This is a genomic window from Cryobacterium sp. Hz7 (assembly GCF_004402815.1).
GTDB classification, from domain to species: domain Bacteria; phylum Actinomycetota; class Actinomycetes; order Actinomycetales; family Microbacteriaceae; genus Cryobacterium; species Cryobacterium sandaracinum.
Genome location: NZ_SOFB01000026.1, coordinates 140,110 through 154,342, shown reverse-complemented (window position 1 = coordinate 154,342; position 14,233 = coordinate 140,110). Strand labels below are relative to the sequence as shown.

The 14,233-nt window shown below is 68.6% G+C and carries 6 protein-coding genes; 5 read left to right on the top strand and 1 reads right to left on the bottom strand.

Annotated elements, in window-relative coordinates:
- Window positions 1-25: 25 nt before the first annotated feature.
- Together E3N86_RS06610 and E3N86_RS17115 are read left to right on the top strand one after the other, a co-directional pair.
- On the top strand, window positions 26-2,188 hold the full coding sequence (locus E3N86_RS06610; protein WP_134374009.1) for a S9 family peptidase: 2,163 nt from the start codon (window positions 26-28) through the stop codon (window positions 2,186-2,188).
- A gap of 199 nt (window positions 2,189-2,387) precedes the next feature.
- A complete protein-coding gene (locus E3N86_RS17115; RefSeq protein ID WP_198412887.1) occupies window positions 2,388-5,537 on the top strand; it encodes a DEAD/DEAH box helicase in 3,150 nt (1,049 codons plus the stop codon).
- Here E3N86_RS17115 and E3N86_RS06600 read toward each other — a convergent pair.
- Window positions 5,534-6,058, bottom strand: coding sequence for a flavodoxin domain-containing protein (locus E3N86_RS06600; protein WP_104169664.1), 525 nt, complete (start codon window positions 6,056-6,058; stop codon window positions 5,534-5,536). The genes E3N86_RS17115 and E3N86_RS06600 overlap by 4 nt on opposite strands.
- 230 nt (window positions 6,059-6,288) lie before the next feature.
- On the opposite strand from E3N86_RS06600, the gene E3N86_RS06595 reads away from it, so the two are divergent.
- The 3 genes from E3N86_RS06595 to E3N86_RS06585 all read left to right on the top strand — a co-directional run bounded on the left by E3N86_RS06595 (window position 6,289) and on the right by E3N86_RS06585 (window position 14,196).
- Entirely contained in the window at window positions 6,289-8,511 is a 2,223-nt protein-coding gene (locus tag E3N86_RS06595; protein WP_134511604.1) for a bifunctional diguanylate cyclase/phosphodiesterase, read from the top strand.
- Window positions 8,472-10,811, top strand: a complete 2,340-nt coding sequence (locus tag E3N86_RS06590) for a bifunctional diguanylate cyclase/phosphodiesterase (protein WP_166785038.1) — start codon at window positions 8,472-8,474, stop codon at window positions 10,809-10,811. Before E3N86_RS06595 ends, E3N86_RS06590 begins: the two co-directional genes overlap by 40 nt.
- A gap of 541 nt (window positions 10,812-11,352) precedes the next feature.
- Complete coding sequence (locus tag E3N86_RS06585; RefSeq protein ID WP_134511603.1) at window positions 11,353-14,196, top strand: cation-translocating P-type ATPase; 2,844 nt, start codon at window positions 11,353-11,355, stop codon at window positions 14,194-14,196.
- The last annotated feature ends 37 nt before the right edge of the window (window positions 14,197-14,233 follow it).

Here is a 14,233-nt window from a genome sequence, read left to right as displayed (position 1 = left end):
CCCTCACGGAACTACGCTATGACTCATGACCACTCCTCCCCGCGCGGTGCAGAAGCCACAGCAGCGCAGTTTCCATGACGACGTGTTCACCGACAATTACGAGTGGCTGCGCGACAAGGACAGCCCCGAGGTGATCGCGCACCTCGAAGCCGAGAACACCTTCACGGATGCCCGCACCGCCCACCTGGCCCTGCTGCAGGAGCAGGTCTTCGAGGAGATCAGGGGCCGCACCCAGGAGACCGACCTCAGCGTTCCGGTGCGACAGGGCCACTGGTGGTACTACACCCGCACGGTGGAGGGGAAGGAATACGGCATCCACTGCCGTGCGCCGATCTCCGCGCCGGACGACTGGACCCCGCCGGTGCTTCCCGAGCAGATCCCCGAACAGACCAGCGGGCAGGCGAGCGGGACCGCCGGTCTCCCGGGCGAGCAGATCGTGCTCGACGACAACGCCGAGGCAGCCGGCCACGAGTTCTACTCGCTCGGCAGCACCGACGTGAGCGGCGACGAGAACCGGCTGCTCTACGCCGTCGACACCGAGGGCGACGAGCGGTACACCCTGCGCGTGCGCGACATCGCGACCGGCGAGAATCTCGCGGACGAGATCCCGAACACCGGCGAGGGTGCACTGTTCGACCCGAGCGGCCGCTACATCTTCTATACGACCGTGGACGACGCCTGGCGGCCCGACACCGTGTGGCGACACGAGGTGGGAACCGCGGTCGCCGCCGACATGTCGGTCTTCCACGAACCCGACGAGCGCTTCTGGGTGGGCATCGGCCTCACCCGCAGCCGCAGGTTCCTGCTGATCGAGGCCGGCTCGAGCGTGACCACCGAGACCCGGCTGCTCGACGCTGCCGACCCGACCGGCGAGTTCGCCCTGGTGTGGCCGCGGCTGGACGGCGTCGAGTACGACGTGGAGCACGCCGTGCTGAACGGCCAGGACCGCCTGCTGATCGTGCACAACCACCACGCGGTCAACTTCGAGCTGGTCAGCGTCTCCGTCGCCGACCCGCGGGGTGAGAAACGGATTCTGCTGCCCCACGATACGGCCGTGCGCCTCGAGAGCGTCGACGCATTCCGCGACTTCGTGGTGGCCGAATACCGGCGGGACGGACTCACCCGCGTTGCCGTGAGCGCCGAGGCAGCCGACGAGGAACTCGATTTCATCGAGCTCGGCTTCGAGGAACCGCTGTACTCCGTGGGCACTTCGGCCAATCCCGAGTGGGACACGCCGACCATCCGTCTCGATTACACCAGCTTCGTCACGCCGTCGACGGTCTACGACCACGTGGTCGCCACCGGCGAGCGCCGGCTGCGGAAGCAGCAGCCCGTGCTCGGCCGCTACGACCCGACCCTGTTCGAGCAGCGCCGCGAGTGGGCTACCGCCGCCGACGGCACGCGCATCCCGATCTCCCTCGTCTACCGGCGTGACCTCGTCGCTCCGGGAACTCCCGCCCCGACCCTGCTCTACGGCTACGGCTCCTACGAGATCAGCATCGACCCGTCGTTCAGCATCGCCCGGCTCAGCCTGCTCGACCGCGGCATGATCTTCGCGATCGCCCACGTGCGCGGCGGCGGCGAGCTGGGTCGACTCTGGTACGAGAACGGCAAGAAGCTGCACAAGCGCAACAGCTTCACGGACTTCATCGACAGCGCCCGGCACCTGATCGACCAGGGCTACACCAGTCCCGACCGGCTCGTCGCCGAGGGCCGCAGCGCCGGCGGCCTGCTGATGGGCGCCGTGGCGAACCTGGCCCCGGAACTGTTCGCGGGCATCCTCGCCGGGGTGCCGTTCGTGGACGCGCTGACGTCGATCCTGGACCCGTCGCTTCCGCTGACCGTGATCGAGTGGGACGAGTGGGGCGACCCGCTGCACGACCCTGAGGTGTACGCCTATATGCGCGGCTACTCCCCCGTGGAGAACGTGCGCGACACGCACTACCCGCGGATACTCGCCGTGACCAGTCTCAACGACACCCGAGTGCTCTACGTCGAGCCGGCCAAGTGGGTGGCCCGGCTGCGCGAGGTGGGAGCGGATGTTCTGCTGAAGACCGAGATGTCGGCCGGCCATGGTGGGGTGTCCGGCCGGTACAGCCGCTGGCGTGAAACGGCGTTCGACTTCGCCTGGATCATCGATGCCGCCAGGGCGCATCCGTCGAGGGAAGCGGCGGTCATCGCGGTGTAGCTGAGTGAGTCTCAGCCAGGGCCCGAGCCCCGAGCCCGAGGCCTGGCGACATCTCCGACCCGAACGAATTCGACGGAGATTCTGCCCAAAACACCCCCAAACAGCCCGCATAAGCAGTTTTCCGGCAAAATCTCCGTCGAATTGGTTCAACCGCGGACACTGCGCTCCGACCGCGCTGCCCACATGAGAGCATGGAGCCATGTCTGATGCCGGGTCTCCCCCGGCGCGGGCGGACTGGAAGCGGATCGCGGGACCCGTGCCCGGCGAACCGGGTGGGACCACCGATCTGCCCGTTCCGATGGGCCTCCGTTTCGAGCTGCGAGAGCAGACGCCCCGCACGAACGACCGCTGGCGTGGTGCGACGGCCCGGCCGTTCACGAACGTGCGCCCCGGGCAGGGCGAGATCCGGCTCGGGGTGCGCCCGGTCATCCGAAGCGCCCGTGGCAACTGGGTGCGCACGGACGTGGCGTGGAACCAACTGGGCTTCCACCGCAACCGCCTCAACCTCAACCGCGAGCACCACCGCTGGCTGAGCCAGATCCTGGCCCTGCACCGGGCCGTGCGCGGCGTCTACACCAGCCAGGAGACGGACTGGATCTACCTCGACGACTTCGTCAGCCCGCTGCTCTGGACCCTCTTCGACGAAGCCGAGACCCTGGGGCTGCGTCTCGTGGGCAGCACGAAGGATGCCACGGTCAGCGTGGGCCGCGAGGCCCACGTGAGCCTCGACGCAAGCCGGAACGCCGCCGGCGCGTTAAGCAACACAGGCGCCGCCGGCACCCAGGGTCTGCTCCTGACCACCCGGCTCCTATTTGACGGCACCCCGCACCCCCCCGAGCATTCCGGGGCGATCGGCGGCCACGGGATCTACGGCTATGCCCTCGGGCCGCACCCGGTGTTCACCCTGGCCCCGACCGTCGACGGTCCGCTCACCTTCGAGCAGCGCCGGCTGCTCGGTGCGCCCGGCACGGTTCTCGTGCCTGCCGACGAGACGGCCGAGTTCCTGAGCGACTTCTATCCGGCGCTGCGGCGCACCCTGCCGGTGATCAGCACGGATGGCTCCGTGTGCTTCCCCCAGGCCAACCCACCTCTGCTCGTGCTCACCGCCTGGTTCCGGCCGAGGCAGGCGCTGGAGCTGGCCTGGCATTGGGAGTACCGCGAGGGTTCCCTGCTGAAGAAGCTGCCCGTGCTGTCGTCCACGTCCACGTCCACGTCCACGTCCACGTCCACGCCCACGCCCACGCCCACGCCCACGCCCACGTCTCCCTCGAACGGAAGCCGCGACGAGCCCACCGAACGGGTCATCCACGAGCGGGCCAGGCGTCTCCTCGAGGAGGCCGGCCGCCCCGACGCAGGCCCGGCCGCGACATCCCTCACCCTGCGCGGCATCGATGCGGCCGAGGTGGCCGAACGTGCGCTCCCGCGGCTGGAAGCGCTGCCCGGCGTGCGCGTGGACATCCGCGGCAGCCGGCCCGACTACCGCGAACTGACCGAGACTCCTGAGCTCACAATCAGCACGGTCGAGACGGACCAGCGGGACTGGTTCGACCTGGGCGTGATCGTCACGATCAATGGTCAGAGCGTGCCGTTCGGCCCGCTGTTTAAAGCTTTGGCGAAGGGGCAGGCGAAGCTCCTGCTGGTCGACAATAGCTACCTGTCGCTGCGGCAGCCGGCTTTCGAGCGCCTGCACGAACTGATCACCGAGGCCCGCGCCCTGCAGGAATGGGACACCGGCCTGCGCATCAGCCGCTACCAGGCTGCCCTCTGGAGCGACTTCGAGGACCTCGCCGACGACACCGAGCAGGCCGTGGCGTGGCGGGCGGCCGTGTCCGGGCTGATCGGCTTGTCCAAGGGCGCCGACGACGCCGAGCACGCCCCGCTGCCGGCCGCCGTGCACGCCACCCTGCGCCCATACCAGGCGCAGGGCTTCACCTGGCTGACCTTCCTCTGGCAGCACCAGCTGGGCGGAATCCTCGCCGACGACATGGGCCTCGGCAAGACGCTGCAGACGCTCGCACTCCTGGCGCACGCGACCGCGCAGCCGGCCGAGCAGGCCCACCCAGTCGGGCACGCCCACCCGGCCGACCCGGCCCAGCGGCGGCCTTTCCTGGTCGTCGCCCCGACATCCGTCGTCGCCACCTGGCGCTCCGAGGCCGCCCGCTTCACGCCCGGCCTCGACGTTCGGGTGATCACAGCCACCGAGGCGGCCGGCGGCATCCCGCTGACGGATGCCGCGGCCGGCGCCGACGTCGTCGTCACCTCCTACACGCTGTTCCGTCTCGACTTCGAGGCCTACCAGGCGCACGGCTGGGCCGGGCTGATCCTGGACGAGGCACAATTCCTGAAGAATCGTGCCACCCGGGTGCACCTGTGCGCCCGCGACCTGACGACGCCGTTCAAGCTCGCGCTCACGGGCACGCCGATGGAGAACAGCCTGCTCGAGCTGCATGCCCTGTTCGCGATCGTGGCACCGGGCCTGTTCCCCTCCCTTCGGCGGTTCACGGAGGAGTATGTGCGCCCGATCGACCGCGGCGACACCCCCGAGGTGCTCACGCGGCTGCGCCGGCGCATCCGACCGCTGTTGCTGCGTCGCACCAAGGCGGTCGTCGCGCCCGAGCTGCCGCCCAAACAGGAGCAGGTGCTTGAGATCGAGCTGAACCCCCGGCACCGCGCGCTCTACGACACGTTCCTGCAGCGGGAACGGCAGAAGCTGTTCGGCCTGATCGACGACCTCGACAAAAACCGGTTCATCGTGTTCCGCTCGCTGACCCTGCTGCGGCTGCTCAGCCTGGACCCGTCCCTGGTCGACGAGAAGTACGCCGGAGTGTCGTCCAGCAAACTCGACGCCCTCTTCGAACAGCTGGACGACGTCGTCGCCGAAGGTCACCGCGCGCTCGTCTTCAGCCAGTTCACGTCGTTCCTGAAGAAGGCGGCCGCGCGGCTCGAGGCCCGGGGCATCCCCTACTGCTACCTCGACGGGTCCACCCTGCGCCGCTCCGAGGTGATCGACCGGTTCAAGACCGGCAGTGAGCCGGTGTTCCTGATCAGTCTGAAGGCCGGCGGGTTCGGCCTCACCCTGACCGAGGCGGACTACGTCTTCCTGCTCGACCCGTGGTGGAACCCGGCCACCGAGACGCAGGCCATCGACCGCACCCACCGCATCGGCCAGACGAAGAACGTGATGGTCTACCGAATGGTCGCCACCGGCACCATCGAGGAGAAGGTCATGGCCCTGCAGAAACAGAAGGCCGAGCTCTTCGACCAGGTGCTGGGCGACGCCCCAGCGGATGCGCCGGGGTTCAGTGGGAACCTCACGGCCGACGACATCCGCAGCCTGCTGGAGAGTTAGACGGACAGCTCCCGGGCGATCTCCGCCGCCCATTCGTCGATCGCGACCCAGTTGCGGAAGTCGCCCTCGGGCAGCAGCTCGCGCCCACTCGGGATGCGCCGCACAAGTTTGTCCCGGCGGCCGAGCACGGTCGGGTCGAGCGCACCGAAGAACACCCGCATTCCGCGCGGCTGGAGCGACTGGCCGAACTCCTCGAACTGCTTCGGCTCACTCTCCTTGAGCAGATCTCGCCCCTGGGCGTCCTTCCCCGCGGTGCCGAGCGGCCCGCTGCTGAACAGCCACACCGGATGCGCCGTGATCAGTTCCTGGTGGCGCCGCACGAACTCCGTCGCGCCCTTGCGCCACGACCCCATGTAGGCGGAACTGCCGATCACAAAGGCGTCGTACTCGTCCACCTGGTCAACGGATGCGACCGGCCGGGCCACGGCATCCTGCCCGGCCTCCCGCAGTTTGCGGGCGATGCGCTCGGCGATTCCCTCGGTGGCTCCGTACTTGCTCGAAAACCCCACCAGTGTCGTCATGATTGCCTCCAGCTCGTCGGTCGTTCACTCAATCGTAGGGCGGTGCGCCGCCGCGCCCCGTCCACGATTCCCCACCCCCAATCGAGCGGGTCGGTTGGTTCTCCGTCTTCCGCCGCTGCTAATCTGAGATTAGATAACGTGGGGGTTCCGTGCAGTTGAATTCAGGGGCGCCCTGCGGCCGCCTAGTTCGAGGTTTCTTTGCCAGGGGCGCCTCCTGGTCCGCCTGGCTGATGGCCGTTTTCCTGGGCAGCTACGTCATCGGCCTGCTGATGCCCGACGACGGATTCCACCTCTTCGTCGACGGCTGGCTGGCGTCCCTCCTGAAGTTGTCCATGGTCGTCGTGTGCTGGGCCGCCGTGACGCGCAAGCGCTCGCGGAGCCGAGTGCGGATCGCGGCCAGCGGTCTGGAGCGATTCCGGCATCCCGAACTCCTGCTCACGGCCGCGGCGGTCACCATCATCGCGATCGTCGATTCCTATTCCCTGTGGATACTGATCTGGGGTGCCGAGATGTTCCCCCGCGTGAGCGAGGTCGGCTACCTCCTGTTCTTCGCCCTCATGCTATTCGTGCTGGTCATCATGGTGCGCCGCCAGCTGCGCGGCATGGTCTGGTCGGTGGTGCTGGACAGCGCCATCGGTGCACTCGGCGCGGCCTCGGTGCTGGCCGTGCTGCTCGGCCCGATGGCGAACTCAGTCGACGCGGCCGGGGCGAACAAGGCCATCGCCGCCGCCGTCGCCTACCCACTGTTCGACCTGCTGCTGGTTGCCGTCGTCGTCGCACTCACCACCTCGCAGGGCCCGGTTGCCGGCCGCCGCTGGATCCTCCTCGTCTTCGGCCTGCTGATGTTCACGTCCACCGGTCTCGTCTTCGCGTTACTCGAAACCAGGTACGTTCTCGGCACTCCTCTGGACGCCGGCTGGGCCGTGGGTCTGGCCCTGATCGCGGTGTGGGCGGATGCCTCGTCGCGACCCGATCTGGTTCGGAACAACTCCTCCAACGGCGTGGCGGCCCTGGCGCTGCCGGCGGTGTCGACCGCGGCCGGCCTGGGTGTGCTGCTCCTCGCCAGCCAGACGCCGGTTCCCCACATCGCGATCGGGCTGGCGGCGGCGACCCTGGCCCTCGCAGCCGTTCCCCTGGTCTCCCGGCAGGTGGCCCTGCGTCGCCAGTCCAAGACCGACGAGCTGACCGGTCTGCCGAACCGGCGTGCGCTGTACGCCGAGGTCTCGTCGAGACTGGCCGACGACAGGAGCCGGAACCGGGCGCTGCTACTGCTGGACCTGGACCGCTTCAAAGAGGTCAACGACAGCCTCGGGCATGACGCCGGCGACCGGTTGCTCGTGCAGGTCGGCCGTCGTCTGCTGGAAGGACTGCAGTCCGGTGACCTGCTCGCGCGGTTGGGCGGCGACGAGTTCGCCGTCCTACTCGAGCGCACCGACCAGGTGGAGGCCGAGGCGGTGGCCAACAAACTCCGGGCCACCCTGGCCCAGCCGTTCACCCTGGAAGGCATCTCCCTGCAGACCAGCGCGAGCATCGGAATCGCGCTCTACCCCGACCAGGGCGATGACCTGACCGCGCTGCTGCGCAAGGCCGACATGGCGATGTACAAGGCGAAGGCGACCCACAGCGGCCACCACGTCTACCGCAGCGCGGACAACCGCCACGGTGACGCCCGTCTGCGCACCCTGCAGGAGTTGCGCCTCGCCCTGACCGAGGACCAGCTGGTTCTGCACTACCAGCCGAAGATCTGCCTGAAGACCGGGTTCGTCTCAGGCGTCGAGGCCCTCGTGCGCTGGAACCACCCCGAGCGCGGTCTGCTGTTTCCCGACCAGTTCCTGACTCTGGTCGAAGAGGCCGGTCTCATGCACGCGCTGACCCAGGAGGTTCTGCGGAAGGCGTTGGACCAGTCCGTGCTCTGGGCGGCCCAGGCCCGTACCCTGACGGTTGCGGTGAACCTGTCCGCCAGCTCACTGATCGACGCCGATCTGCCCGAACGGGTGGGCACCATGCTGTCGGCCCGCGGTCTTCTGCCCACCGCGCTGATGCTCGAGATCACCGAGGACTTCCTGATGGCCGACCGCGACCGAGCCCGGGACATCCTGACCCGGTTGCGCGCCAGTGGTATCCGGATCTCCGTCGACGACTTCGGCACCGGTTACAGTTCGCTCGCCTATCTTCGTGACCTGCCCATCGACGAGCTCAAGCTGGACCAGTCCTTCATCTTCCCGATGGCCGACGACGCCCGGGCCGCCGCACTGGTGGCCTCCACGATCGACCTCGCGCACGGCCTCGGCCTGAAAATGGTCGCCGAGGGCGTGGAGAACAGCGTCGCCTACGACGAGCTGGTGCGCTACGGATGCGACTTCGCCCAGGGATACTTCATGTCACGCCCCCTCTCCGCCGCGGCACTCGACGAGTGGCTGACCGCGAGGCAGAGCGCGGCGGCCCTGCCATGACCGGCGGCACCCGTGAGCGGTTCCGCTTCGGCGCGCTGACGCTCATGCTGGTACTGGTCATCGCCTACACCCTCGGCCTGGCCCTGAAGGGCGATGACTTCAGCCCTCTGGTCGACGGCTGGCTCGCCATGCTCTCGGTGTGGGCACCCGTGCTCGTGGGCTGCGCCGCCGTCTACCGGGTCGGGCGCGGGCAGATCGAGGTGGGCCTCGCCACCGCCGCTCTGACCATGAACGCCCTGGCGGACACCTACTACCTCGTCAGCGCGGATGCCGACGGTGCGTCACCGTTTCCCTCGCCGGCCGACATCGGCTATCTGCTGTTCTACCTGCTCCTGCTCTGGGCGCTGGCGGTGCTCGTGAACCGGCAACTGCGCGGATCGGCCTGGTCCGTCTTCCTGGACACCGCCGTGGGTTCCCTGGGTGCCGCCGCAGTGCTGGCCGTCATCCTCAGCCCCGTCTTCGATTCCGCCGCCGCGGACCCGCTCAGCCTCGGTGCCGTCATCGCGGCCGCCTATCCGGTGCTCGACCTGCTGGTGGTGGCGGCGATCGCCGGGATCGTGGCGTCGCACGGCCCGGATGCCGGGAAGCGCTGGATGCTCCTCGTCGCCGGCCTGGTGGTCTTCGCCGGCGCCGACACCGTCTTCGCGCTGCAGGGTGACCTGTACACGGTGGGCACCCTGCTCGACGCGACCTGGAACATCGGGGTCGTACTGATTGCGCTCTGGGTGGACGGCACCTCCCTCCCGCGCCCGGTGCGAGATCGCAGGGCCACGGCCACAACCGTGTCCGCTCTGGCCGTGCCGATGGTGTCGACGATCGCCGGACTCGGGGTTCTGATCCTCGCCAGCCAGGTCACGGTGTCAAACCTCGCCGTGGCCTTGGCCGGGGCAACCATGGCGCTGGCGGTGGTGCCGCTGGTCGGCCGGCAACGGGTTCTGAACCTGCTGGCGCGAACGGACGACCTCACCGGTCTGCGCAACCGCCGCGCATTCAATGCGGACGTGCCCACCCGCCTGGCAGCGGTCGAGGGCCGGACGAGTGCCCTGCTGCTGCTGGACCTTGACCGGTTCAAAGAGGTCAACGACAGCCTCGGCCATGACGTGGGTGACCGGCTGCTGATCCAGGTCGGCATCCGTTTGAACCGGCAGCTGCGTGCCGGAGACCTCCTGGCCCGCCTCGGCGGCGACGAGTTCGCGATCCTGCTCACGGACTCCGCGCGGGAGGATGCCCTGACGGTGGCCGTCAAACTGCGCGCCGCGCTGGCCGAGCCGTTTATTCTGGAGGGCATCACGCTGCAGACCAGCGCCAGTGTCGGAATCTCCCTCTATCCCGACCAGGGCAAAGACCTGACGGCGCTGCTCCGCAAGGCCGACATGGCCATGTACAAGGCGAAAACGAGCCGCGGTGGCCACCACGTATACGACAGCGACGACGACAGCCACGGCGAGACCCGGCTGCGCACCCTGGCCGAACTGCGCCTCGCTCTCACCGATGAGCAGCTGGTGCTGCACTATCAGCCCAAGGTCGACCTCGGCAGCGGGGCGGTGCGGGACGTCGAGGCCCTTGTGCGCTGGAACCATCCCGAGCGCGGCCTGCTGCTGCCCGATCAGTTCGTGCCGATCATCGAGGAGGCCGGGCTGATGCACACCCTGACGCAGGTCGTGCTGCGGCAGGCGCTGGACCAGGCCGTGCTCTGGCAGGCGCAGGGGCATCCGCTGACCATCGCCGTGAACCTGTCGGCCAGCTCACTGGTCGACACGGAACTGCCGGACCGGATCGGTGCCATGATCGCCGCCCGCGATCTGCCCTCGTCGATCCTGGCCCTGGAGATCACCGAGGAATTCCTGCTCAATGACCGGGGCCGGGCCCGAGGCATCCTCACCCGGCTACGCGAGCAAGACATCCGCATCTCCGTCGACGACTTCGGCACCGGCTATAGTTCGCTCGCCTACCTGCGCGATCTGCCCATCGACGAGCTCAAGCTCGACCGATCCTTCGTCTTCCCGATGGCCGGCGATGCCCGAGCCGCGACCCTGGTGTCCTCGACGATTGCGCTGGCCCACAGTCTGGGGCTGCGCATGGTGGCCGAGGGTGTGGACAGTGGCGCCGCCTACGACCAGCTGGTCGGCTTCGGCTGCGACTTCGCGCAGGGCTTCCACCTGTCGCAGCCGCTTTCCGCCGCCGAGCTGGACACCTGGCTCGCCGACCGACGAGTCGCAGATACCGCGTCGGCGCACGCGTGTGAGGTCGCACCCGCCGTGCCGCCCGGTGACCTTGTCGCGGAGCCGGCCGAGGTGTAGACCTCCCCTGCAAAGTGCGCCCTGTTCCCGTGGGGAGAGCACCGGGACGCGGATTGGGGATCATCATGACGCGGCGACGTTCACCACTGCGACGGATGCTGGTGGTCCCTCTTCTCCTGATTACGGGTTCGCCCGCTTGCTGGGGAGTGCGATCAGAGTCTGGTCCGGATTGACTTCGACTGGTGGTCGAAGCCAGTAGTCCGTTTCGGTTCGGATGATGCTCCATTGCTGGTTGTGCAGGAGCAGGTGGTGTGGGTGGCAGAGCAGCACTCCGTCGGCGAGGTCGGTGTAGCCGTTGTCGTTCAGCCAGTCGTTGATGTGGTGGGCTTCGCTTCAGGCGGGATCTGTCGCAGTCGACCCATCGGCATCCGCCGTCGCGAACCCCCATTGTGGAAGGTACGCCGGGACGGACGGGATGTCGAAAGGCACCGACGCAGCACCGACGCAGCGCCGACGCAGCGCCGGCCGCGGCTCGGTTCTACACTGGGTGGAGCCGCGGGCCAGACCGACCCGGCACTCCCGGAAACGAGGAACCCACCCGATGGACGCGTCTGCTCAATCGGAGAAATCAGCTCAATCGGAAATATCGGACCCGGTCGACCGTCTCGCAGTCGATCCCGCCGTTACCGATGCTGCCGAGATCGCCCGCCGGCTCGAGACCGACGCCGCCCGGGGCCTCACCGGCGCCGAAGCCGCGCGTCGCCTCACGGCCGAAGGCCCGAACGAGCTGCGCAGCGTGCGCCCGGTGCCGTTCTGGCGCCGGATCCTGGCCCAGTTCAACGACCCTCTGATCTACCTGCTGCTGGTCGCCACCGCGGTGTCGCTCGGCGCCTGGCTGATCGAGGGGGCACCCGGCCTGCCCGTGGACGCCATCGTGATCGCCGTGATCGTAGTGCTCAACGCCGTGCTCGGCCTGGTGCAGGAGGCGCGCGCCGACAACGCCGTGGCCGCCCTGTCCACCATGACAGCGGCATCCTCGACCGTCATGCGCGACGGCCTGCTCGCCACCGTGCCCAGCACCGAGCTGGTGCGCGGCGACCTGCTGGTTCTGGGTGAGGGCGACAGCGTGGGGGCGGATGCCCGCCTCACCGAGGCGAGTTCGCTGCGGATCGCGGAGGCCTCCCTCACCGGCGAAAGCGAGGCCGTCACCAAGAACCCGCGCACCCTTCCCGCCGCGGCCGCCCTCGGCGATCGCCTGAACATGGTCTTCAAGGGCACCGCCGTCAGCCAGGGCGTCGGCCGCTGCATCGTCACCGGAACCGGCATGAACACCGAGGTCGGCGCCATCGCCACGATGCTTGACCGCACCGAGGCGCACCCCACCCCGCTGCAAACCGAGATCGGCCACATCGGCAAGCTGCTCAGCGTCGTCGTGATCGCGATCGCCACGGTCGTGATGCTCACCATCGTGCTCGCGCAGGGCGTGTCCACACCCGCCGACTTCGTGACCGTGTTCCTGCTCGGGGTATCCCTCGCGGTCGCAGCCGTTCCCGAGGGGCTGCCGGCAATCCTGTCGGTGATCCTCTCCATCGGGGTACAACGGATGGCGCGGCAGAATGCCGTTGTCAAGAACCTGAAATCCGTGGAGACCCTGGGCTCCGCATCCGTGATCTGCTGCGATAAGACCGGCACACTGACCCGCAACGAGATGACGATCCAGCAGTTGCTGACCGCCTCCGGCCGGGTAGATGTGACCGGGGTGGGCTACCGCCCCGAGGGCGAACTGCGCCAGGGCACCGAACCGCTCACAGACCCGGCACTCCGCTTTGAGGCCCAGCTGGTGCTGGGCGTCGGTTCCCTCGCCGGCAACGCCCAGCTGACCGAGCAGGACGGCGAGTGGGAGATCCAGGGTGACCCCACGGAGGCCGCGTTCCTGGTGGCCGCGGCCAAACTCGAGGGCACCACCGGGCACATGGCCCGGTTCGAACGTCGGGGTGAGATGCCCTTCACCTCGGAACGCAAGATGATGTCCACCCTGCACCAGGAGACCGGCGACGACAGCCTGCGCATCTTCAGCAAGGGCGCGCCCGACGTGCTCCTCGAGCGCTGCGCCTACGTGCAAGTCGGCGAGACGGTCGTACCTCTGACCGCCGAGCAGCGGCCACGGATGCTTGCCGACATCCAGGCGCTCTCGGCCCAGGCCTTCCGCACCCTGGGTGTCGCCTACCGAGTCGCCGACGAGAACACGGCGCCGCTCGACGAGGCCGACGAGCAGGGCCTGATCTACGCCGGGGTGGTCGGCATCATCGACCCACCCCGCGCCGAGGTGACGTCAGCCGTCCAGGAAGCCCACCGGGCGGGCGTGCGTGTGATCATGATCACGGGCGATCACCCCGCCACGGCCGCGCGGATCGCGAGTGACCTGGGGATCGTCGAACCGGGGGCGACGGCGCTGGCGGGAGCAGACCTCGACCACCTCGACGAGCCGGGGCTGCGGGAGGCGGTGCGCGACACATCCGTGTTCGCCCGCGTCTCCCCGCGGCACAAGCTGCGAATCGTCGACGCCCTGCAGGCCAACGGCGACATCGTGGCGATGACCGGCGACGGCGTCAACGACGCCCCGGCCCTGAAGTCCGCCGACATCGGCGTGGCCATGGGCATCACGGGCACCGAGGTGACCAAGGAGGCCGCGAAGATGATCCTGGTCGACGACAACTTCGCCACCATCGTCGCCGCGGTGCGGGCCGGCCGGGTCATCCTCGACAACATCAAGAAGTTCCTGCGGTACCTGCTGTCCTCGAACATGGGCGAGGTGCTCACCGTGTTCCTCGGCGTGCTCCTCGCCGGGGCGCTGGGCCTGACCGGCGCCAGCAGCGAGACCGTGGTGCTGCCCCTGCTGGTCACCCAGATCCTCTGGATCAACCTGATCACCGACTCCGGCCCGGCCCTGGCGATGGGCGTCGACCCGGAGATCGACGACGTGATGGCCCGCCCCCCGCGCGGGATCAACGACCGTATGATCGACCTGCGCATGTGGGTGGGCATCATGTCGACCGGCCTGGTGATGGCGGTGGTCACCCTCGCCACGATCGACCTGTTCCTGCCCGGCGGGCTGCTGCCGGTGCTGGAACCCGGCACGGACGGCCTCACCGTGGCCCGCACCGCGGGGTTCACCACCCTGGTCTTCGCCCAGCTTTTCAACACACTCAACGCGCGCTCCGAGCTGACCACCGCGTTCCACCGGCTGTTCGTGAACCCGTGGCTGTGGGGGGCGATCCTGCTCGCGATCCTGTTGCAGGTGGCCGTGGTCGAACTCCCGCTCCTGCAGACCGCGTTCGGCACCACCTCGATGGACCCTCTGCACTGGGCCGTCTGCGTGGGCATGGCATCCGTTGTGCTGTGGGTCGAGGAACTGCGCAAGTGGATCCTGAGGGTGCGCGCCTGACCTCTCCCGTTCCGTGCTCGACGCGTGCGATCTCGTT

What these genes read in the sequence shown, in the direction of transcription:
- E3N86_RS06610 (WP_134374009.1), top strand. Translation starts at nt 26, where the DNA reads ATGACCACTCCTCCCCGCGCGGTGCAGAAGCCACAGCAGCGCAGTTTC.
- E3N86_RS06600 (WP_104169664.1), bottom strand. Translation starts at nt 6,058, where the DNA reads ATGACGACACTGGTGGGGTTTTCGAGCAAGTACGGAGCCACCGAGGGA.
- E3N86_RS06595 (WP_134511604.1), top strand. Translation starts at nt 6,289, where the DNA reads ATGGCCGTTTTCCTGGGCAGCTACGTCATCGGCCTGCTGATGCCCGAC.
- E3N86_RS06585 (WP_134511603.1), top strand. Translation starts at nt 11,353, where the DNA reads ATGGACGCGTCTGCTCAATCGGAGAAATCAGCTCAATCGGAAATATCG.
- E3N86_RS17115 (WP_198412887.1), top strand. Translation starts at nt 2,388, where the DNA reads ATGTCTGATGCCGGGTCTCCCCCGGCGCGGGCGGACTGGAAGCGGATC.